We start from the raw sequence: 21,287 nt of genomic DNA, 5'->3' as shown, positions 1-21,287 counted from the left end.
TCACCTCAGATGCTTTCTGCGATTGATCTGGCGGCCGACGACAAACGCCGCCGTAAACGCCCCCACGACGAGGACCGAGACGACGAACAGCACGGATAGGACGTTCTGGACGCCGCGGTTCACCGTCGTCAGCCCCCCATCCGCCGGCGGCGCGGCTGTCGGCTCGGGGACTTCGGGAGCGGTCCAGGACGCGGGACTGCCGTTCAGCAGCGTCTGCCCGTCCCGGCGGACGAGCGACTGCTCCTCCCAGACGATCCGGCTGTCCACGGAGGCGGGATCGGCGAATGCGGTCCCCCGCCCCAGCTCCGCCTCCACGGCGGCCTGGAACGCGGCCAGCGGCAGTCCGGCCTCGACCGCGAAGACGCGGGCGGAGCTCTCCGGAAGCGGAGCTTCGCCCTCGGCGCCGGCCGCCGGCGCCAGAGCCGCGTAGCGGCCCATCCACGCCTGCGCGGCGTCGAGATCGCGCGAGAAGCCTTGCCAGCCGGCTCCCTCGACGAACAGGTCGGCGGAAGCGGCGAGCCCGCTCCATTCCGGATCGAACAGCAGATCCGGCGGACCGGCGAGTCCGGCCGGATAGACGCCGCGGCTCACATAGGCGTACATCGAGCGCGCGCTGAGCACCGCGGCATCGTCAGTATCGGTCGCGCCGGTCACTTCGTGGCCCGACAAATACGAGTCCCACTCGTCCGGCGGCGTCCAGCCGGCGAGCGGACCGAGCAGCGCGACGCCGCCGAGCTCCTGCATCCGGCGCAGCGTCTCGTAATAGCCGTCCAGCGAAGGCGAATCGCCGCCCGTGAACAGCGGACGCAGCTCCATCCAGTACGGAATGCCGCGCTCGTGCAGCCAGGCGGCCTTGCGCTCCAGCTCCTCGCGATCGAGAAACGGGCTGATGCCGCTCAGAAGCGCGTACGTCGGCGCCGACACGCCGGAGGCGTCGAGCCAGCCGGCGAGCTGACGCGCCGCAGCGGCCAAGCCGTCCGTCGTATCCAGCAGCACCGTATCGCCTCCGGCGGCGCCGGACGGCAGCGGCAGCCCGCTTCGGAAAGGCTCCTCCGCGCCCCCGGCAACAACGACCAGATCCGCCTCCTGCAGCTGCTCCGGCCGCGCGTCTCCGCCGCGGACGAAGCCTACGGCGGCATAGGGCCCGCGCAGCATCCGGTACAGCTCGATCAGCCGCTCGCGCCCGTCCCGGCTGTTCCACTCGCGCCCGTAGACGACGAGCGCCTTGCCGCCCTCCGGCTGCGCCGCCTGGCGCAGCGCCGGAGAAGAATCCGCGCGGAAAGCCAGCGTAGCGGCGGATGCGGGAGACGGCGCGGCGGCCGGCAGCAGCAGGAGAACGAACAGGAAGCAGCAGACGAGCCTCCGGCCGGCCGCATGCCTCGCCGCGCCGCCGGCATGCCGCGCGCTACACATCGTACTCCATGTCCTTTTCGGCCGCGCGGCGCAGGGAAAGCGGATCCGAAGGCTCGGAAGGATCGTAGGCGGCGAGGCCGACGCGAAGCTCGAGCCGCACCGTGACCGCCTTGGCCGCTTTTTGCAGATCGTACGAATAGATGCTTTCCTTGATGCGCGATTTGACGACCTGCGCCCCTTCCCGGTCGCCGAGCAGCAGCAGCGCGAACGTGCGGCCGTCCTCGAGGATGTAGCTGGAGTCCTCGGTGCGCGTGCTCTCGCCGAGCCGCTTGCCGATCCAGGCGACGACGTCCTTCATCGCCTCGCCCCCGACGATGCCGCGGATGTCGTCATAGTAGTCGAGCCGCACGAGCATGACGCTGAGCGGAAGCTCGTAGCGGCGGGAGAGGCTCATGAACTGGCCGAGCACGGCGTAGAAGACGCGCGCGTTCTCGAGCCCGGTGATCTCGTCGATCGTGACGAAGTCCGAGTAGCGCTCCCGCATGCGCAGGTTTTCCTGCTGGATGGAGCGGATCAGGCCGCCGATGACCGCCGTGAGGACGGCGACGAGCGGCAGCAGCACGAGCCAGTAATACACCTGCGACTCGATGCCCTTGCCTTGCATGACGCTGCCGTACATCACATAGCTGCCGTAAAAGAAAATGCAGACGGCCGAGGCGGTGAGCGCGATCATGAGGCCGCTCAGGTAGGACAGCACCGCGACGGCGAACAGCGCGCTCAGCAGCAGCGTGTTTTGCAGGTAGCTGTCCTTTGGAAGCAGGACGAACCAGTTGACGATCCCGTAGCTCAGGACGGCAAGGACGATGACCCAGATATCGAGCTTTTTGACTTCCATTTCGTTTTCCCAGCCTTCCCGCGCAGGCGCAGCCTTTGCATGATCTTGTGCGCGACCCAGCCGGCCATCAGGCCGAACATGAGGTCGAAGCAGACGTTGTAGAGGAACAGATGCTTGGCCAGGTCGGCATCGCCCGCGCCGAGGAACGACACCCCGAGCTGCGACAGGCCGATCAGGCCCGGCAGCGCGAGCGCCTCGAGACGGAACTGGTCCGCTCTGCGGCGGCCCCTCCAGGCCGCGACGTAGAGATAGGCAAGCCCGCCGTAGAAGACGGCGTAGAACAGGACGATGAAGCGGAACGTGCCCGGGAACAGCTGCTGCTTGAGGCTGCTCCACCCGGAGAAGAACGACGACTTCGCTCCCGGCTCCCGGCCGGCGCTTTTTTCGTAGTTGCCCATCGCCGTCGGGCGGATCTGGTAAGCGTGGCTCGCGGCCTCGTTCAGCTTGTCGATCGCCCGGTCCGCATGCAGCGCATAGTAGCGAAGCAGCGCCAAGTAGCCGAACTTGGAGTAGAACTCCTCCTGCATGAGCTCGGATTCCACCGGCTCCAGCTGGTACTTGTCGTAATACGTCGTGCCCGCCAGCACCGCGAACTTCGGATCGAGCCCGATCTCCTGCAGATCGCGCTCCGGATGCTCCGTGTTCTGGAGGATGCCGCGCGTCACGGCGTGGTACTGGTTGATATGCTTGATGTCGTCGGACATCAGGCCGTAGGTGAGGACGCTGACCGCCGCGACCGCCGCCGCGCCGCCGATCGCCAGCCGCCGCAGCCGCCTGCTTTGGTACAGAAACGCCGCGCGCAGTCCGAGCAGCGCCAGCAGGATGCCGGCCGGAGCGTTCTGCTGCTTGGCGGCGGCGAACAGCCCGGCGGCGGCGACCCAGGCGGCGAGCCAGCCCGCCGAGCGGCGGTCGAGCTCAGGCAGCCGCATGAGCAGCGCCATCGTCAGCAGCAGCAGCACGTAGGAAGCCGGCTCCCCGTAAAAGGAGCTGAAATAGGCCGTATAGCCCGTGTCGGCGAGAACGAATACGGCGATCAGCGCCGCCGCGGCTGCCCCCGCCGCGGTCAAGCGCTCGGCCGCCTGCCTCACGATCAAGTAGATCGCCGCCAGGAACAGCGCCGCATACAGCGCGGCGATCGCCCGCATATCGAAGCGGTTGTCGCCGGTCAGCAGCAGGTCCGCTCCGATCGCCCCGCGGATGAACAGCGACAGCGAGGAGATGAAGGCGGTGTTGGAGTCGTACGGATATTCGCGGACGCCGTAGATGCGGTTGTAATAGTCGAAATGCCGGTCCTCGTACGTCTCGTTCAGATCGTACAGGCCCGGGTTGTGGATCTCCCGAAAGAAGTCGCCATTGTCCGCCATGCCGAGATACGGCTTGACGAACAGCGCCGTTATGATGACGATGGCGGCCGCAAGCGCGGCGGCGGCGGCGATTCGAGCCGGATGCTTGGTGCGCCGTGCCTCGTCGAGCATGTCCGGCTTCCCTCCTCTTCTCGAAACCGACGGCGGATTGCGTCGATTCGTCACATCATCTATACCCAATATTTAACGATAACTCCCAAGCGTAATAAAGATATTTTTCGCAAGCTCCTCTAATCTTACGCAAAAAAGCCTTTGGCACAAGGCCAAAGGCGGTTCTTCCAGCAGATTCCTGACTCGCGCGGACCGCTCGGCGATGCGGCATGCGGTACTACTTGGAAGCGGCTGTCCATATCCTTCTTTAGGAAGGAAAGGAGAGTGCCGACGATGAGCGTTCCCGTATATCTGCTGTCCGGATTTCTCGGAAGCGGCAAGACGACGCTGCTGCTGAGGCTGCTGGAGGAATGCGCGCGCCGGGAGCTGAACGCCGCCCTGCTCATGAACGAGCTGGGCCAGATCGACGTCGACGGCAGCCTCGTCTCCGAAAAGCTGCGCCTGCCCGTGCGCAAGCTGCTGGACGGCTGCCTGTGCTGCACGAAGCGCAGCGAGCTGGAGTCGAGCCTCGTCTCGCTTGCCCGTACGGAGCCGGATGTCCTGTTCGTCGAGCTGACCGGGGTAGCCGATCCGGCGGAGCTGCGGGAGTTGCTGCAGGACGGCGGGACGGCGCATGCGGCCGGTCTGGAGCTGGCTGCGGTCGTCACGGTCGTCGACGCCGGCACGTTCGCCGAGTACAACAGCCGCTTCAGCGCCGATCGCGAGCTCGTGCGCACGCTGCGCAGCCAGGTGGCAAGCGCGGATCTCGTGCTGCTCAATAAAGCCGATACGGCGCCGGAGGCACAGCGTCTCAAGGCACGGCGGGCCGTCAAAAAGCAAAATGCGGCAGCCGCCGTCCTGGAGACAGAGCGCTGCCGCATCGATGCCGCTTCCTTGCTACATGGGATTCACCCGCGCCGAAGCACTGCCGGAGCGGCGGCGTCACGGGGAGATGCCGCCCCGGCCGGAGCCGTCCCCGGCGCTTCGGCCGGGACGGGCCCTTCCATGGCCGGAACGGCGGCGGCCGCATCCCGCACGCTGAAGACGCTGCCGACGGCGCAGCCGCTCGCGGACCGCTACAGCGGCGGCTCCCTGCGCTCGCTGACGCTGCCCGCTCCGGCCGGCACCCAGCCGGAGCGGGCCGAGGTCGAGCGGTTCCTGCGCGAGCTCGGCGACGGCCTCGTGCGGGCCAAAGGCTATCTGCGCCTCGGCGGCGAGACGCTGCTGCTCCAGCATGCCGGAGGGCGCGCGGAGTGGGAGCCTGCCTCTTATCCCGGCCAGCCGTACCTCGTGCTCATCGGCTCGGCCCTTGACGAGGGACCGCTTCGCGAGCGCTGGGCGTCCCTCTACGGCAGACGGCCATGAGCCGGAGCCGTCGTTCCCGGCTGCAGCGCCGCCCGCTTCCCGGCTGCGCTCGCCAAGCGGCAGCGGCAGCCCGAATCGTCAGCGCGTCTCGCGGTGAAGCGTCACCCGTTTCAGCCGCGGGCTGTATTTTTTCAGCTCCAGCCGCTCGGGATTCGTCCGCTTGTTCTTGGTCGTCGTATAGTTGCGGTCTCCCGTCTCCGTGCAAGCCAGCGTGATCGTCACTCTCATCCATCGTCACCTCCTTGGTCGAATATCCGGGGCCGCTCAGGCCGGCATGCTCCCTCCGGGAAGCAGATCCGCGAACAGCGACCAGTCGGATGCGAGCTCCGCCTCCGTCAGCAGGCAGCGGTCGAGCGAAGCGGTGACCGTCTCCGGGTCCAGGCCGATGCCGATGAAGACGATCCGGTTCACCCGATCGCCGTAGACGGGATGCCAGCTCGCCGCGAGCTCGGCGTCTTCCCGCTTCAGCTGCTCCTGCTCCTCTCGAGGCAGCGCCGCCGCCCAATATCCCGCCGGTCCGAAGCTGATCGACGGCCCGGCCTGGCTCAAGTTTTGAGCCGTCTGCATCCGCGAAGCCAGCCAGACGTAGCCTTTGGCGCGGACGACCTGCTCCGGCCAGTCCCCCAGCCAGCGCCGCAGCCGCTCCGGATGGAATGGGATACGGCGGTCGTAGACGAAGCTCGAGATGCCGTATTCGTCCGTCTCCGGCGTATGCGCCGGCTTGGCCAGCTCCTTCATCCAGCCGGCAGAAGCCGCTGCCTCGTCATAATCGAACAAGCCCGTATTCAGGATGGCGGAAGGCTCTACCCGGCCATGCTCGGCGCGGATGAAGCGGGCGCGCGGCTGCAGCCGGCGCAGCACGCCCTCGAGGCGTTGCAGCTCCTCCTCCGGCACGAGATCGCATTTGTTCAGCACGAGCACGTCGCAGAACTCCACTTGATCGAGCAGCAGGTCGGAGACGTCGCGGGTGTCGTCCTCGCCGACCGCCTGGCTGCGCTCGAGCAGCGACTCGCCGGAGCTGTAGTCGATCCAGAACCGGTTGGCGTCGACGACCGTCACCATCGTATCGAGCCGGCAGTAGCGGGTCAGGTCGATGCCGAGCTCCTCGTCCACATAGGAGAACGTCTGCGCGACGGGCACCGGCTCGCCGACGCCGGTCGATTCGATCAGGATGTAGTCGAAGCGGCCTTCCTTGGCCAGCCGCTCCACCTCGACGAGCAGGTCCTCGCGGAGCGTGCAGCAGATGCAGCCGTTCGACATCTCGACGAGCTTCTCGTCGAGGCGCGACAGGCCGCCGCCTTCCTTGACGAGCCCGGCGTCGATGTTCACCTCGCTCAGATCGTTGACGATGACGGCGACCTTGAGGCCATCGCGGTTGTGGAGCACATGGTTGAGCAGCGTCGTCTTGCCGGAGCCGAGATAACCGCTCAGGACGGTGACGGGAAGCAGGGATTGAGTCATGGGAATCCTCCTATAATGTAATTTTTACGATCTTTGGGCAAGGAACAAGCCGGCCTCAGCCAGCTCGGTTCCATGGATCGATCCGCATATCCTATCGTTATATTTACGATTTGATGACGGGAAAACAGCTCGTTCCGGCGCTGCGGGGCTCGTTGCCCCGGATCAGCCGTTCAGAGCGTCGACCAGCGCCTTCAGGTTGCTCTTCATGATGCTGATGTAGTCCTCGCCTGCGTCCGCCTGCTCCTTGGTCAGTCCTTCGAGCGGGTTGAGCACGTCGGTGCCGGCTTTTGTCTCGGCTGCGATCGTATCGGCCAGCTTGGAGTCGACAAGCGTCTCGAAGAAGATCGTCTTCACCTGATGCTCGCGCACGAATTCGATGACCTGGGCCATCTGCTCCGGCGACGGCTCCTGCTCCGGCGACAAGCCGCTGATCGGCACCTGCTTCAGCCCGTAGCGCTCCGCCAAGTAAGCGAAAGCGGCATGCGAGGTGACGAAGTCCTTGCGCTTCGAGCCTTTCAACTCGGAAACGAATTGCTGGTTCAGCTCCTCCAGCTTCGCGATGTACGCATCGGCGTTTTTCGCATAGTCCTCTTTATGCTCCGGATCGGCCTGCTCCAGTCCTTTTTGGATGGCGCGCACTTCCTGCTGGGCCAGCACCGGATCGAGCCAGACATGGGGATCCTTGGCATGCTCGTCCGCATGCTCGTCGGCGTGCTCATCCGCGTGCTCGTCGGCATGTTCTTCCTCGCCGTGATGATGGCCGTCGTCGATTCCTTCCAGCTCGGCCAGGCCGTGGCTCGCCTCGACGACGACGCGGTTCGGATTGGCCGCGCTGCCGATCGCCTGCTCGGCCCAGCTTTCGACGATGCCGTTGTAGACAAAGACGTCGGCGTCGCTGATCGCGGCCATGTCCTTGGCGCTCGGCTCCCAGTCATGCGGCTCCACGCCGGTCGGCACGAGCGGCACGACGTCGACATGAGCGCCGCCGACCTGACGGGCGAACTCCGCCATCGGGTAGATCGTGGCGGCCACCTTCAGCTTGGCGCCTGCTTCCGGCGCGGCTCCGTCGTTTCCGGCCGCCTCGTTCGCCGCTCCGCCCGAGCCGCTGCTGCCGCAGCCGCTCAGCGCCAGCGCCAGTCCGCCGGACAGCAGCAGGCCGGAGATCCATTTCCTTTGACTTGCCATGTTGACCTTCACTCCTTCTCTCTAAGCCTCAAGATGTATGGGAATCCTCGCCCAGCCTCGGAATCGGACCGTAGGAGTGCATCTCCGTGTCCGTGGCGGCAGCATGCTTGGACTTCGCCCGGACGAGCCGGACGACCTTCTGCGATGCGACGCCGAGAGCCAGGAAGGCGAGGAGCACCAGCGCGATCGTGCCGCCGGGCGGCGTGCTCAGCTCGTACGAAGCGGTCAGCCCGCTCATGACGCCGGCCAGGCCGATCGCCACGGCGAGCAGCAGCGCGGCGCTGAAGCGCGACGTCAGCCGGATCGCCAGCGCCGCCGGCAGGATGATGAGCGACGAGACGAGCAGCACGCCGACAATCGGCATCGCGGCCGCGACGATCATGCCGGTGATGACGCTGAACAGCATCGAGATCAGCCCCGTCGGCAAGCCGCTTACTTTGGCCGTCTCCTCGTCGAACGTCATCTGATACAGCGGACGGCGCAGGAAAAAGAAGAACAGCGCCGCGGCCGCGGTGACGATCAGCATGAGCAGCAGCTGGGAACGGTCGACGGCGACGACCGACCCGAACAGGTACGAGGTGAAGCTTTTGCTCATCGTCTTGTTCAGGCTCATGAGCACGACTGCCGTCGAGAGGCCGCCGACCATGATGATCGCGATCGACATCTCGCTGTACGTCTTGTAGAAGCGGCGCACGTACTCCACCGCCACCGCTCCGATCGTCGCGGTCAGGAACCCGGAAAGCGTCGGGCTGAGGCCGAGGAAAGCACCCGCCGCGACGCCTGCCAGCGAGACGTGGGAGAGCATGTCGGCCATGAGCGCCTGACGGCGCAGCATCAGATACACGCCGAGCACGGAGGCGACGACGGCGATCAGCGCGCCGGCGAAAAATGCCCGCTGCATAAAGTCGTAGTGCAGCATTTCCATCCTCCCTCCCCCTTTCGCTCGAGCTCGATGATCCGATCCAGGTAGGGGCGGCATTCCTCCAGGCCGTGGGTGACCATGACGATCGACATGCCGTGCGCGTCGACCATATGGCGCATCAGCTCGTAAAAGCCTTTGCGGCTCGCCTCGTCCATGCCCGTCGTCGGCTCGTCCATGACGAGCAGATCCGGCCGCTGGGCGAGCGCGCGGGCGATGCAGATGCGCTGCTTCTGACCGCCGGAGAGCTCGCCGATGCGCCGCTCCCGCAGCTGCCACATGCCGACCTGCCGCAGCGACTTCTCGGCCAGCTCGCGGTCTTCCTTGGTCACCCGCCTCAGCCAGGAGCCGCTGCTTAGGCAGCCGGACAGGACGAACTCCTGCACGTTGCTCGGAAAGCCGCCATTGAACGCGGCGATCTGCTGCGGCACGTAGCTGACCTTGAGCGGCCGGCCGTCCTCGCGCTTGCCGGCGAGGAACGTCTTGCCCTTCCACGGCTTGAGCAGCCCGAGCATCAGCTTCAGCAGCGTCGTCTTCGAGGCTCCGTTCGGCCCCGTGACGGCCGCGAACTCCCGGCTCCTCACCTCGATCGTCGCATTATGGAGGCTGGGCGCATCGTTGTAGCCGAACTCCACTTCTTTCAACGAAGCTAAGATCATCGCTTTCGTCTTCCTTTCTATCTTTCGGGCGTCTCCGTCTATCATCGTAATATTTACATCTCGAGACAAAAGAAATCGCTGCCTGTCCGCACGAACGAGGTCAGCGAAGAAAGTTGTAATGATTACACTTTAAGTATAGTACCAGCCGCGAAGCGGGCTGTCAACGCCTAGCGGCCTACTTCGCTCTGGCAGCCCTCGCAAAGGCCGTATACCTCGAAGCGATGGTTCATGATCTTGAAGTTGCCCGGCAGCCTCATCTCCTGCTCCATCGGGCAGTAGTCGAACGTGAGCGTCTTCTCGCAATTCGTGCAGATCAGATGATGGTGGTGATGATGATTGCAGGCCGCCTTGAACTTGAGCCCCGCGTCCATCGAGTAGAACTGCTCCAGCACGCCCATCTCGCTCATGAGGCGCAGATTGCGATATACGGTATCGAAGCTGACGCCCGGATAGTGGACCGTCATCGCCTCGTAGACGTCCTTCGGGGACAGATAGCCTTCGCAGCCGGCGAAAATTTCCGCCAGACGCCGCCGCTGCTCGGTGATGCGCCAGCCTCCGCGGGCCATCGCGTCGACGATCTCCTTGGCCGTGCCGCCGGCATGGGTATGCGCCATGATCCCGTCTCCCTCCCTTTACATTCCAGTCGATGGTCCTATTGTACCATAACCGGACGTGGACAAGGTAGCTCCGCCCGACCGCGCATGCCGACGACCGGCAGGCGGAATCCGCCTGCCGGTGTCCGGGACCTCAGCCGCTACGACTTGCCGCCGCGCCCCGCCAGATGGATCATGGAAACGACGAGGGCGAGCAATGCGATCAGCGTATCCGTACTCATGAAAACCGCCTCCTGAAGCGTAGGCTTCTGTCGGCCGGCTTCCTCTCCCATGAGCGGTGCGGAATCGGTTTCCCCGTACTAGGACTATGCGGGCGCGGCGCCGAGTATTCTCCTTTTCCTGCCAAAAAAGCTCTCCCACATCCCCAGCCGCGCACGTATAATAAGAACTACGCTCTCGCGAGCCGAGCGCGGCCTATCCGAACCTTCAAGGGGAGACCATCATGAACCTCTACTTGATCGTGCTGTCCTTGTTCATGTATCTCATCGCCTTTTTCACCGGCGTCAAGCGCACGCCATGGCTGCTGGCCGCCTTCGCGCCCGGCAGGATCCGCAACCGCGACAAGCTGTTCCGAACCGTCTCCCTCTATAATTTGATCGCTTGCGTCATCGTGTTTTTCGTCGGCGTCATCAACCTGCCGGAGCTGTCGTATCTGCTCGTGCTCATCGGCTGCGGCTACGTCGCGCTGCTGCTGTACTGCAACCGCAGCATGTAGGGTCCCGTCCTCCACCGCGCAAAAAAACAAGCCCTGGATGAAGCCATCCAGGGCTTGTCTTGCGTGAAGCGATGCGGCGGCCATGCGTCCGCCGCGCGTTGAATGCTCTTGCGCGGATCAGCCTTCGAGCAGAAGGGATTCCGGATCCTCCAGCAGCTCTTTGACCGTGACGAGGAAGCGGACCGCTTCGGCTCCGTCGACGATGCGGTGGTCGTAGGAGAGCGCGATGTACATCATCGGGCGGTTCTCCATCTCCGTGTCGCTGGTCGCGACCGGACGGATCTGGATCTTATGCATGCCGAGGATGCCGACTTGCGGTGCGTTGAGGATCGGCGTCGAGAGCAGCGAGCCGAAGACGCCGCCGTTCGTGATCGTGAACGTGCCGCCTTGCAGGTCCGACAGCGCCAGCGAGTTTTTGCGGGCTTTGCCGGCCAGCTCGGAGATCGACTTCTCGATGCCGGCGAAGCCGAGGCGGTCGGCGTCGCGCACGACCGGCACGACGAGGCCGTCCGGAGCGGCGACGGCGATGCCGATGTCATAGTATTTCTTGACGATCAGATCGTCGCCGTCGATTTCCGCGTTGAGGAGCGGGAATTTCTTGAGCGCGCCGACGACGGCCTTGGTGAAGAAGCTCATGAAGCCGAGGCCGATGTCGTTCTTCTCCTTGAACGCATCCTTGCGGCGCTTGCGCACGTCGAGGATCGCCGTCATGTCGACCTCGTTGAACGTCGTCAGCATCGCGGCCGTCTGCTGGGCTTCGACGAGGCGCTTGGCGATCGTCTGGCGGCGGCGCGACATTTTGGTGCGCTCGACCGGCTTGCCCGGCTGCTCCGTGAACGCCGGCTTCGCGGCCGGAGCCGGAGCGGCGGCCGGAGCCTTGGCCGCAGGAGCCGGAGCGGAGCCGTGGCTCGCCACGTCCTGGCTGTAGATGCGGCCGTTCGGGTCGGTTCCCTTCACCTGGTTGAGATCGATGCCGCGCTCGCGGGCCAGCTTGCGAGCCGACGGGGAAGCGATCGGCTCTCCCTCGGAGGATGCGCTCGCAGGAGCGGGAGCTGCCGCCGGCGCAGCGGCCGGAGCCGCTGGAGCCGCCGCCGGAGCGACCGGAGCTGCCGTCTGGACCGGCTGCGCCGGAGCGGCGGCTGCGCCGCCCTCTCCGATGACGCCGATCGACTCGCCGACGAGCACGGTATCGCCCTCGCCCTTCAGGATGCTCGAGAGCACGCCTGCGGATTCCGCGCTGATCTCCAGGTTGACTTTATCGGTTTCAAGCTCCAGCAGCAGGTCGCCTTGGCTTACGGCTTCCCCTTCCTTCTTGAGCCATTTGGTGATTGTCGCTTCCGAGATGGATTCGCCCAGATCGGGAACTTTGATGTCAGCCACTTGCTTCTACCTCCCAAGTAAAATCGTGTTCAGAGCTTTTTGCTGCAGCGAGAGCGAAAGGATGGACTGCTGCTCGGCGGCGTGCACTTCCTGATGGCCGCTAGCCGGGCTCGAGCGGTCCGGACGGCCGATGTAATGGACGGCCTTGCCTCCGGCCAACTCGCGGATGCGAGGCTCCATGAACGTCCAAGCGCCCATGTTCTTCGGCTCTTCCTGAACCCAGACGATCTCCTCCAGCTTGCTGTAGCGGGAGATGATTTCGGCGATCTCCTTGGCCGGGAACGGATACAGCTGCTCGACGCGCACGATGTGCAGCCAGCTCATGTCCTGGTCCTTGGCGGAATCCAGCGCTTCCTCGAGGTCGACGGCGACCTTGCCGGTGCAAAGGATCAGGCGGCGCACGGCGGACGCCTTCTTGCCGAGGCCTTGCTGCTCCAGCACGAGCTTGAACGAGCCGCTCGCCAGCTCCGAGCCCGGCGACAGGACGCGCGGGTTGCGGATGAGGCTTTTCGGCGACATGAGCACGAGCGGACGCGCGCCCTCATGCTCCGTCCAGGCAGCCTGGCGGCGCAGCAGGTGGAAGTATTGGGCGGCCGTGCTCAGGTTGGCGACGGTCCAGTTGTTCTCGGCGGACAGCTGCAGGAACCGCTCCAGACGGGCGCTGGAGTGCTCCGGTCCTTGGCCTTCGTAGCCGTGCGGCAGCAGCATCGCGAGGCTGGAGCGCTGCTTCCACTTCGTCCGTCCCGCGGAGATGAACTGGTCGAAGATGACCTGCGCCGCATTGGCGAAGTCGCCGTACTGCGCTTCCCAGATCGTGAACGTCTCCGGCGAGAAGACGTTGTAGCCGTACTCGAAGCCGAGCACCGCGCCTTCGGTCAGCGGGCTGTTGTACACCGCGAAGCTCGCCTTGGCTTGCGGGAAATGATGCATCGGCGAAAATTTCTCGCCGGTCTTGTGGTCGTTCAGCACGATATGGCGATGCGAGAACGTCGCGCGCTCGGCGTCCTGGCCGCTCATGCGGATCGGCTTGCCGTCGGCGAGGATCGTCGCCAGGGCGAGCGTCTCGGCGAGCGCCCAGTCGACCTTCTCGCCCTCGTCGAGCATCGAGCCGCGGCGCTGCAGGATGCGCTGCAGCTTCGGATAGACGGTGAAGCCATCCGGAACCTGCAGCAGCGCGGCGTTGATTTCCTTGAGGCGCTCGAGCGGCACCGCCGTCTCGGTCGTCTCCGGGGCGTCCGGAATCGAGCCTTCGTTCCGGCGCTTGCCGCTGGCCGCCTGCTCCTTCATGACGTCGTAAGCCTTTTGCAGCTCGGCTTGCGTGTCCTGGATCATCCGGTCGATGTCGGCGGCGCTCAAGGCGCCTTCGGCCTTCAGGCGCTCGGCATACAGCGTCGCGACCGTCTTGTGGGCGCGGACCTTTTCGTAGACGAGCGGCTGCGTGCCCTCCGGATCGTCCATCTCGTTATGGCCGTAGCGGCGGTAGCCGACGAGGTCGATCAGGAAATCCTTCTTGAACTTGTCGCGGTACTCGCAGGCGAGGCGGACGGCGGCGATGCAAGCCTCCGGATCGTCGGCGTTGACATGCACGATCGGAATCTCGTAGCCCTTGGCGAGGTCGCTCGCATAATGCGTCGAGCGGGAATCCTTGCTGTCGGTCGTGAAGCCGATGCGGTTGTTGGCGATGATATGGATCGAGCCGCCGTTCGTGAAGCCGTCGAGGCCGGTGAAGTTGAGCGTCTCGGCGACGATGCCCTCGCCCGGGAACGCCGCGTCGCCGTGCACCTGGATAGCGAGCGACTTGCTCGGATCGCGGCGCGGGAAGCCCGGCTGCGTGCGGTCCTCCTGCGCGGCGCGCGAGAAGCCCTCGACGACGGAGTTGACGTACTCCAGGTGGCTCGGGTTGTTGGCGAGCAGGATGCGCGCTCCGGCGACGGAGCGGTCCGCGCCGAGGTGGTACTTCACGTCGCCCGCCCAGCCGGAGTTGATGCCGACGGAGCCTTCCGACGGCACGAGCTCCTTGTTCGGCGCATGATGGAACTCGGAGAAGATCTTCTCGTACGGCTTGCCCAAGACATGCGCAAGCACATTCAACCGGCCGCGATGCGCCATGCCCATCAGGATATGACTCGCCCCGTCCTGAACCGCTTGGCGGACGATCTCGTCGATAACCGGAATAAGCATGTCGACACCTTCTACGGAGAACCGTTTCTGGCCGACGAACGTGCGGTGAAGGTAAGACTCGAATTGTTCGACATGAAGCAGCAGATTGAGCAGGGACTTGCGTTCTTCAACGTTCAGGGAGGCGTTGGCAATGCCCGATTCAGCCTTCGCGCTGAGCCAGTCCCGTTCGGTTTCGTCGTGGACGTGGCTGAACTCGAAGCCGATGGATTGGGTATACGAATTGCGCAGCTTCTGGATCGCTTCCCAGCCGTTGGAGACGCCGGCCGGCGCATGATCCCAGAGGAGGGAGGCCGGGAATCGGCTCAGATCCGATTCGTTCAGCTCAAAAGTGGATGGCTCGAGCAAGCGTGTATCCGAGGATGCGCGCAAGCCGAGAGGATCGGTATTGGCGGCCAGATGGCCGTAGGTGCGGATGTTGCCCACCAGCTTTTCGGCGGCGACGAGCTTCTTGAGCAGCGTCGCGTCGACGGCGACCTGTCCGCCCGCGGCCGGGGCCGTGCGGGAAGGCTGGGCGCCGAGTTCGGCAGGAGGCGCTCCCAGTTCGGCGAAAAGCTCGCGGAAGGAAGCGTCGACCGATTCCGGGTCGCTGCTGAACTGTTCGTACTGTTCCTGGATGTAGCCCAGGTTAGGTCCGAAAAAGTCTTTCCATTGCCTTTTCGTGTTTGATTCGTCGGTCATTTGCCAACTACCTCCGTTAAGTGAAAAAGGTTGGTACGGATGATAACCAAGCGCTGCCGAACCTCCGTCATGCCCGTGAAAAAGCCGCCGGCAGAGTACCGGCGGCCTGACAACAACGAATCATTGAACAGGTTCGGCTTCGATTGTGCCTCTATTATAAAGAAAATAAAGCGCTTATTCAACGTTTCGCGACAACCTTTCCGAAATTGTGACGATTTCGTTCACAACCTTGAGCGAAGCCGGCCTCTTTGCGGCCGAACATCGCGGGCAAAAGTCCGTCCTCCAGCCGAACCAGGCGCCGAGCGCCCAGCCGGATGCCGGATCAGGAGCGGTACAAGCCGCTGCGGAAGCTGACGAGCTTGGCCTCGGTCATCTCCTCGGCGGCGTAGCGGACGCCTTCCCGGCCGCTGCCGCTGTCCTTGCGGCCTCCATACGGCATATGGTCGAGCCGGAACGTCGGCACGTCGTTGATCATCACGCCGCCGGCCTGCAGCTCGGCTGCCGCATGGAGCGCATGCTCCACGTCCTTGGTGAACACGCCGGCCTGCAGCCCGTAGCGGGATCGGTTGGCCGCGGCGACCGCCTCCTCCCATCGGCGGAACGGCGCGATCGCGGCGACCGGGCCGAACGCCTCCTCGCAGCTGAGCTCGGCGTCCTCCGGCACTCCGCGCAGCACCGCCGGCCGCATCAGGCTCCCCTCGAAGCTGCCGCCGCACAGCAGCTCCGCTCCGCGCGCCAGCGCCGCGTCCAGCCAGCCCTTCAGCCGCTCCGCCGCCTTGGCGCTGATGAGCGGCGTGATGTCGGTCTCCTCGGCCAGCGGATCGCCGGCGACCAGCGCCTTCGCGCGCTCGGCGAGCATGGCGGCGAACCGATCCGCCAGCTCCTCATGCACGAAGACGCGCTGCACCGAGATGCAGACTTGTCCATTATAGGCAAACGCTCCGGCCGCCGTCTCGTCGGCGATCCGGCCTAGCTCCTCCTCCGTGAAGCCGCGATCGATCAGCAGCGGCGAGTTGCTGCCCAGCTCCAGCGTCGTGCGGCGCAGCCCGGCCAGCTGGCGGATTTGGCGGCCGACCTCAGGGCTGCCCGTAAAGGAGACGAACGAGACGAGCGGATGCGAGGCGAGCGTCGGCCCGAGCTCGCGCCCGTCTCCGGGCACGATGTTCAGCAGCCCGGACGGAAGGCCGGCTTCCTCGAACAGCTCGGCCAGGAACAGCGCGGAGATCGGCGTCTGCTCCGCCGGCTTGAGCACGACCGCGTTGCCGGCGGCCAGCGCCGGCCCGACCTTATGGGCGACGAGGTTGAACGGGAAGTTGAACGGCGTGATCGCGCTGACGACGCCTACCGGCTCCCGCCGCACAGAGGCGGTCCGGCCTTCGCCGCGCGGAGCGGCGTCCATCGGCACGGTCTCGCCGGTCAGGCTGCGGGCCGCCTCCGCGGCAAACAGATACGTCTGCACCGTGCGCGCGATTTCGGCGCGGGCCGCTCGGATCGGCTTGGCCGCCTCGAGCGCGACGATCCGCGCCGCCTCCTCCGCCCGCCGCTCGAGCAGATCGGCCGCTTGATACAGAATGGAGCTGCGTCGATGCGCCGGCATGCCGCAATGCTCGCGGAACGCCCGATCCGCCGCTTCGACCGCGCGCGCGGCCTGCTCCGGCGACGCATAGCCGACGAGGGCCAGCTCCTCTCCCCCGTATGGCGCGAGCAGCGGCGCCTGCTTATGCCCGTCTTCCCACGTCCCGTCGATCCATAACCGCATCAGTTGCGACATTTCGTATCCCTCCATCTTCATATTGTGATAGAAGCCAAACAAAGTCTAATGAATTCGTGCTTTCATGCGCCAATTTTCAAAGCGCTTTGCTTGACATGATACAATTTGTATCATAAAGTTTGATTATAAGGCCTGCTCGTCAAGCCTTTCTTTGAACCGCCAAGGTTCAGTCTGATGTAAGGAGCCACCGACATGACCATGACCATGGGCGACCGTCTGCGCGAGCTGCGACTCAGCAAGAACCTGTCCCAGGAGGAGGTGTCCCGCCATATCGGCATCACCCGATCCGCGTACAGCCATTATGAGATCAACAACCGCCAGCCTGTCTACGAGACGTTGATGAAGCTGGCCGCCTTCTTTGAGGTCTCCCTGGATTATATGATCGGCGGCGACCAAAATCAAAGCGAGTCCCAGCAGTTGAACAAGGATACGCTGGATCTGATCCAGACGCTGAACCGGATGGAGCCCGACAAGCGGAAGCTCTATATCGATCAGATGCTGAAGCTGCTTCGCAAGGCCGAATCCGCCGGCTAGCGGCCTGCTCCGCCTGCCGGCGGCAGGCGCGGCCGGCCGCGCCTTTCCCCGTTTTTCCCCTCGTCCCGATCCGGCCCTCCTCCTGCCTCTTGCCGGGCGCCTCCCCGTCTGCGCGAATCGGCGGCTTTCCTTCACCCCGCCTTGCCCTCCGGCTCTCTCCTTCATTGCTTCGATCCATCGCTCCCGATATAATGAATGGACGATCGCATGACAGAAGGGACCGAGAATTCATCGATGTATACTGCTGACCAATGGAAAGATTACGAACTGATCGACACCGGCGACGGAGACAAGCTCGAGCGCTGGGGCGACGTGACGCTGCGCCGTCCCGACCCGCAGATCATCTGGCCGTTCCGCGGAGACCGCAAAGCCTGGACGTCCGCCGACGGCCATTACCATCGCAGCAGCGCCGGCGGCGGCAGCTGGGATTACCGCAAGGCGCTTCCCGAGCGCTGGACGATCCGCTACGGCGAGCTGAGCTTCCATATCAAGCCGACGAGCTTCAAGCATACCGGACTGTTCCCGGAGCAGGCCGTCAACTGGAGCTGGATGATGGACAAGATCCGCTCCGCAGGCAGGCCGATCCGCGTCCTCAACCTGTTCGCCTATACGGGCGGAGCGACCGTCGCCTGCGCCGCCGCCGGTGCGGAGGTGTGCCATGTGGACGCCGCCAAGGGCATGGTGCAGTGGGCCAAGGAGAACGCCGCGCTGTCCGGGCTGGCCGAGCGCCCCATCCGCTACATCACCGACGACGTGTTCAAATTCGTGCAGCGCGAGCAGCGCCGCGGCAGCAAGTACGACGCGATCATCATGGATCCGCCGTCCTACGGACGCGGCCCCGGCGGCGAGATGTGGAAGCTCGAATCGAGCCTTTTCCCGTTCCTCGAGTCGTGCATGGACATCCTGAGCGAGAAGCCGCTTTTCCTGCTCCTCAACTCCTATACGACGGGACTGTCGCCGCAGGTGCTGCACAACCTGCTGGAGATGACCGCCCGCAAGCGCTTCGGCGGCTCCATCCACTGCGGCGAGATCGGCCTGCCGATCACCGCCTCCGGCCTGACGCTGCCATGCGGCATCCTCGGCCGCTGGGAGGCGTGATCCGGTGAGCGCCAGCCCCGGCAGCGCGTCCGACATCCCGATCCTCTACGAGGACAACCATCTGCTCGTCGTCGTCAAGCCGCCCGGCGTGCCCTCGCAGGAGGACGAGAGCGGCGATCCGGACATGCTGACGCTGCTCAAGGCCGATCTCAAGCGCCGCTACGACAAGCCGGGCAACGTGTTTCTCGGCCTCGTGCATCGGCTCGACCGACCCGTCGGCGGCGTCATGCTGTTCGCCAAGACGTCCAAGGCGGCGAGCCGGCTGTCCGACGCCGTCCGCACGCGCGCGTTCCGCAAGACGTACCTCGCCGTCCTCACGGCCAAGCCGCAGACGGACTCGGGCAGCCTTCGCCACTACCTGCAAAAGGACGCCGCCCGCAACGTCGTGACGGCTTACGCCAAGCCGACCGGCGACGCCAAGGAAGCTCGCCTCGACTACCGGACCTGGCCCGGAGCGGACGGCGCGCCGCTGGCGGCGGTGCGACTCCACACCGGACGTCCCCATCAGATCCGCGCGCAGTTCGCCGCGATCGGCTGCCCGCTGGCCGGCGACCGCAAGTACGGCCCATCCGGCCGCGGCGCTCCAGCACGCGGCGGACACGGCGACATCGCGCTCTGGTCGGCGGCCGCCGGCATCGCCCATCCGGTGACCAAGGAGTGGATGGAGTTCCGCTCGCTTCCGCCGCGCGCCTTCCCTTGGACGGCTTGGACGGAGCAGCAGCTGGAGCAGGCGGCCTCCGCCGTCCAGCACGCTTCCGACTGAAGGCGGGCCGAGACGGATCGTCTGGCAGGAAAAGCAGGCGGCTTTGCCGCAAGAGAGCCGAGGGCCGAACAGCCGGAATCAGCAAACGGCCGAGCCGGCTTCCTGCGAGGAAGCCGGCTCGGCCCTTTGTGCGGCGCGGCTGAAAGGAAATGCGGCGCGGACGGCCTTGGCGGTCCGCCCTTGACCTGCCGCCGGGACACGCCCGGCATGGAAGCGGCTAGCCCGCGTTGGCGACCTTGCCGAGCAGGTAGACGAGCAGCTGCTGGTTATGGGACGAGATGCGGTCGAGCGCCCCCTTGAGGAACTCCTCGCGAATCTCCACTCCCCGCTTCACCTCGTGCTCGCCGTGGCTCGTCATCTGCACCCAGACGATGCGCCGGTCGGAGGAGTCGCGGCTGCGCTCGATCAAGCCGCCCTTCTCCATCCGGTCAAGCAGCGTCGTGATCGCCGCCGGCGTCGTCTGCAGATGCTGAAGCAGCTCCGACGGCTTCATCGGCTGATGCTTCTGCAGCAGCTCCAGCACGTTCAGCTGTCCTTCGGTCAGCTGAGGAAGCAGCTGCTCCTCCAAATGGTTCTTCCATTCCTTCGAGATCTTGATCCACAGCCTGGCGAAATCCTCGGTTATCAACGCGAACACCTGCTTTCTGAATGGATAGGTCCGACGAGGACAAGTCTGTCCTCTGCTAATTCCTGATTATACCATCTGACTTTGTCGAAAGAAAGGTTAATCGGATTAATAATTCTAGACCTTAATCGATCTCTTTCCGAACCTTTAGACATAGGTTGACATAGGATGCAAGACATGAAGGCGACAGAAGGCGAAAGGGTGATCATCATGGAAGGGCATAAGGAAGCGGTCATCCGCAAAATCCGTGCCTACGGCATCATCAAGGACCCCGAGCTGCTGGAGCGGCCCGACGAGCCGGTTCCGCTCTGGGTGCTGCTGGAAGCGCTCTTGCACGTGATCGACCGACTAGAGCCTTCCGACGACCGGCCGTACGACTGACAGGCTCTGCGAGGGGCCTCTTTTTTTCGTTAAAGCATTGAACCTTTACGGGCATGCTTGGTATAATCATTACATTTATTCCGTTAGATAGAGAGGGTTGAATTTCGATGACACAAAAGCTCAGAACCGGCATCGTAGGCGGAACCGGCATGGTCGGACAGCGCTTCGTCGCCTTGCTGGACCATCACCCTTGGTTCGAAGTGACGGCGATCGCGGCCAGCGCGAGCTCCGCCGGCAAATCGTATGAAGAAGCGGTGCGCGGCCGCTGGAAGCTGGACACGCCGATGCCCGAAGCCGTCAAGGCGATCCAGGTGCAGGACGCGTCCAAGGTCGAGGAGGTCGCAGCCGAGCTCGACGTGATCTTCTGCGCGGTCGACATGAAAAAGCAGGAGATCCAAGCGCTCGAAGAGGCTTACGCCAAAGCCGGCGTCGCCGTCATCTCCAACAACTCCGCCCATCGCTGGACCGCCGACGTCCCGATGGTCATTCCCGAAATCAACCCGGAGCATCTGGAGGTCATCGCCTCCCAGCGCGAGCGCCTCGGCACCGAGACCGGCTTCATCGCCGTCAAGCCGAACTGCTCCATCCAGAGCTACGTTCCGATGCTGACCGCGCTCAAGGAGTTCGGACCGAAGCAAGTCGTCGCGAGCACCTATCAGGCGATCTCCGGCGCGGGCAAAACGTTCGCCGACTGGCCGGAGATGATCGACAACGTCATCCCGTATATCGGCGGAGAGGAAGAGAAGAGCGAGCAGGAGCCGCTGCGCATCTGGGGCAAGGTCGAGGACGGCGCGATCGTCAAGGCTTCCGAGCCGGCGATCACGACCCAGTGCATCCGCGTCCCGGTCGCGGACGGCCATCTGGCGACGGTGTTCGTGAACTTCGAGACCAAGCCGAGCAAGCAGGACATCCTCGACCGCTGGGCCGCCTTCGCGGGCCGTCCGCAGGAGCTGGAGCTGCCTAGCGCGCCGAAGCAGTTCATCACCTACTTCGAGGAAGACAACCGCCCGCAGACGGGCTTGGACCGGGGCATCGAGAACGGCATGGGCATCAGCGCCGGACGGCTGCGCGAGGACTCGCTGTACGACTTCAAATTCGTCGGCCTCTCGCACAACACGCTCCGCGGCGCCGCGGGCGGCGCCGTGCTGATCGCCGAGCTGCTCAAGGCCGAGGGCTATATCGTCGCCCGCTGAGCACAGCGGACCGATCGAGAGCCGGCAGCAAGCAAAAGGGACGAAGCGGAGAAAATCTCCGCT

General features: G+C 64.8%; 20 protein-coding genes. 7 read left to right on the top strand and 13 right to left on the bottom strand.

The genetic code is table 11. The annotated features are described in order from the left end of the window. Genes GE073_RS11860 through GE073_RS11850 form a run of 3 tightly spaced genes read right to left on the bottom strand, consistent with a single transcriptional unit; the run spans window position 1 to window position 3,723 of the window. Window positions 1–1,413 (bottom strand): hypothetical protein, encoded by a 1,413-nt coding sequence (locus GE073_RS11860; protein ID WP_153783513.1) that lies wholly within the window; start codon window positions 1,411–1,413, stop codon window positions 1–3. After that, window positions 1,406–2,248 (bottom strand): GGDEF domain-containing protein, encoded by an 843-nt coding sequence (locus GE073_RS11855; RefSeq protein ID WP_028599661.1) that lies wholly within the window; start codon window positions 2,246–2,248, stop codon window positions 1,406–1,408. Before GE073_RS11855 ends, GE073_RS11860 begins: the two co-directional genes overlap by 8 nt. After that, the gene (locus GE073_RS11850; protein ID WP_153783512.1) at window positions 2,200–3,723 is read right to left on the bottom strand and encodes a glycan biosynthesis hexose transferase WsfD; all 1,524 of its coding nucleotides are present in this window, start codon (window positions 3,721–3,723) and stop codon (window positions 2,200–2,202) included. The genes GE073_RS11855 and GE073_RS11850 overlap by 49 nt, the downstream gene beginning before the upstream one ends. Window positions 3,724–3,996: 273 nt before the next feature. Between GE073_RS11850 and GE073_RS11845 the strand changes: the two genes are divergently transcribed. Beyond that, window positions 3,997–5,067 carry a CobW family GTP-binding protein gene (locus tag GE073_RS11845; protein WP_153783511.1) on the top strand — a complete coding sequence of 357 codons (1,071 nt, stop codon included), beginning with the start codon at window positions 3,997–3,999 and terminating at the stop codon, window positions 5,065–5,067. Window positions 5,068–5,145: 78 nt separating this feature from the next. On the opposite strand, the gene rpmG is transcribed toward GE073_RS11845, so the two are convergent. From rpmG to GE073_RS11815, 6 genes are all read right to left on the bottom strand, one after another. Continuing rightward, window positions 5,146–5,295: a 50S ribosomal protein L33 gene (gene rpmG, locus GE073_RS11840; RefSeq protein WP_028599664.1), complete on the bottom strand. Its 150-nt coding sequence runs from the start codon at window positions 5,293–5,295 to the stop codon at window positions 5,146–5,148. 36 nt (window positions 5,296–5,331) lie between these two features. Beyond that, entirely contained in the window at window positions 5,332–6,528 is a 1,197-nt protein-coding gene (locus tag GE073_RS11835; RefSeq protein ID WP_153783510.1) for a GTP-binding protein, read from the bottom strand. Window positions 6,529–6,690: 162 nt separating this feature from the next. Beyond that, window positions 6,691–7,713: a metal ABC transporter substrate-binding protein gene (locus GE073_RS11830; RefSeq protein ID WP_153783509.1), complete on the bottom strand. Its 1,023-nt coding sequence runs from the start codon at window positions 7,711–7,713 to the stop codon at window positions 6,691–6,693. Between the two features lie 28 nt (window positions 7,714–7,741). Beyond that, on the bottom strand, window positions 7,742–8,638 hold the full coding sequence (locus tag GE073_RS11825; protein WP_153783508.1) for a metal ABC transporter permease: 897 nt from the start codon (window positions 8,636–8,638) through the stop codon (window positions 7,742–7,744). After that, window positions 8,584–9,291: a metal ABC transporter ATP-binding protein gene (locus GE073_RS11820; protein ID WP_028599668.1), complete on the bottom strand. Its 708-nt coding sequence runs from the start codon at window positions 9,289–9,291 to the stop codon at window positions 8,584–8,586. Before GE073_RS11820 ends, GE073_RS11825 begins: the two co-directional genes overlap by 55 nt. Window positions 9,292–9,458: 167 nt before the next feature. Beyond that, window positions 9,459–9,905, bottom strand: coding sequence for a Fur family transcriptional regulator (locus GE073_RS11815; RefSeq protein ID WP_028599669.1), 447 nt, complete (start codon window positions 9,903–9,905; stop codon window positions 9,459–9,461). A gap of 442 nt (window positions 9,906–10,347) precedes the next feature. Here GE073_RS11815 and GE073_RS11810 point away from each other — a divergent pair, with 442 nt between their 5' ends. Continuing rightward, the gene (locus tag GE073_RS11810) at window positions 10,348–10,620 is read left to right on the top strand and encodes a hypothetical protein (RefSeq protein WP_028599670.1); all 273 of its coding nucleotides are present in this window, start codon (window positions 10,348–10,350) and stop codon (window positions 10,618–10,620) included. 117 nt (window positions 10,621–10,737) lie between these two features. Here the strand turns inward: GE073_RS11810 and odhB are convergent, their stop codons facing one another. From odhB to GE073_RS11795, 3 genes are all read right to left on the bottom strand, one after another. Continuing rightward, window positions 10,738–12,000 carry a 2-oxoglutarate dehydrogenase complex dihydrolipoyllysine-residue succinyltransferase gene (gene odhB, locus GE073_RS11805; RefSeq protein WP_028599671.1) on the bottom strand — a complete coding sequence of 421 codons (1,263 nt, stop codon included), beginning with the start codon at window positions 11,998–12,000 and terminating at the stop codon, window positions 10,738–10,740. A 6-nt stretch (window positions 12,001–12,006) separates the two neighbouring features. Next, window positions 12,007–14,859: a 2-oxoglutarate dehydrogenase E1 component gene (locus GE073_RS11800; protein WP_028599672.1), complete on the bottom strand. Its 2,853-nt coding sequence runs from the start codon at window positions 14,857–14,859 to the stop codon at window positions 12,007–12,009. Window positions 14,860–15,181: 322 nt separating this feature from the next. After that, window positions 15,182–16,630: an aldehyde dehydrogenase family protein gene (locus tag GE073_RS11795; RefSeq protein ID WP_416362089.1), complete on the bottom strand. Its 1,449-nt coding sequence runs from the start codon at window positions 16,628–16,630 to the stop codon at window positions 15,182–15,184. A gap of 192 nt (window positions 16,631–16,822) precedes the next feature. Here GE073_RS11795 and GE073_RS11790 point away from each other — a divergent pair, with 192 nt between their 5' ends. The 3 genes from GE073_RS11790 (at window position 16,823) to GE073_RS11780 (ending at window position 19,025) form a co-directional block, all read left to right on the top strand. Continuing rightward, a complete protein-coding gene (locus tag GE073_RS11790) occupies window positions 16,823–17,164 on the top strand; it encodes a helix-turn-helix domain-containing protein (protein ID WP_028599675.1) in 342 nt (113 codons plus the stop codon). Between the two features lie 234 nt (window positions 17,165–17,398). Continuing rightward, the gene (locus GE073_RS11785) at window positions 17,399–18,262 is read left to right on the top strand and encodes a class I SAM-dependent methyltransferase (RefSeq protein ID WP_028599676.1); all 864 of its coding nucleotides are present in this window, start codon (window positions 17,399–17,401) and stop codon (window positions 18,260–18,262) included. A gap of 4 nt (window positions 18,263–18,266) precedes the next feature. Beyond that, window positions 18,267–19,025, top strand: a complete 759-nt coding sequence (locus GE073_RS11780; RefSeq protein WP_028599677.1) for an RluA family pseudouridine synthase — start codon at window positions 18,267–18,269, stop codon at window positions 19,023–19,025. A gap of 217 nt (window positions 19,026–19,242) precedes the next feature. On the opposite strand, the gene GE073_RS11775 is transcribed toward GE073_RS11780, so the two are convergent. Further along, window positions 19,243–19,653 (bottom strand): MarR family winged helix-turn-helix transcriptional regulator, encoded by a 411-nt coding sequence (locus GE073_RS11775; RefSeq protein WP_028599678.1) that lies wholly within the window; start codon window positions 19,651–19,653, stop codon window positions 19,243–19,245. A gap of 174 nt (window positions 19,654–19,827) precedes the next feature. Between GE073_RS11775 and GE073_RS11770 the strand changes: the two genes are divergently transcribed. Both GE073_RS11770 and asd read left to right on the top strand, forming a co-directional pair. Next, window positions 19,828–20,031 (top strand): hypothetical protein, encoded by a 204-nt coding sequence (locus GE073_RS11770; RefSeq protein ID WP_043111584.1) that lies wholly within the window; start codon window positions 19,828–19,830, stop codon window positions 20,029–20,031. Between the two features lie 107 nt (window positions 20,032–20,138). Beyond that, window positions 20,139–21,224: an aspartate-semialdehyde dehydrogenase gene (gene asd, locus GE073_RS11765; RefSeq protein ID WP_028599679.1), complete on the top strand. Its 1,086-nt coding sequence runs from the start codon at window positions 20,139–20,141 to the stop codon at window positions 21,222–21,224. The last annotated feature ends 63 nt before the right edge of the window (window positions 21,225–21,287 follow it).

The sequence above is a fragment of the Paenibacillus sp. B01 genome (assembly GCF_009649995.1).
GTDB classification, from domain to species: Bacteria; Bacillota; Bacilli; order Paenibacillales; family Paenibacillaceae; genus Paenibacillus_O; species Paenibacillus_O pasadenensis.
The sequence above is the reverse complement of the archived record's forward strand: the minus strand, read 5'-3'. Positions and strand labels throughout refer to the sequence as shown.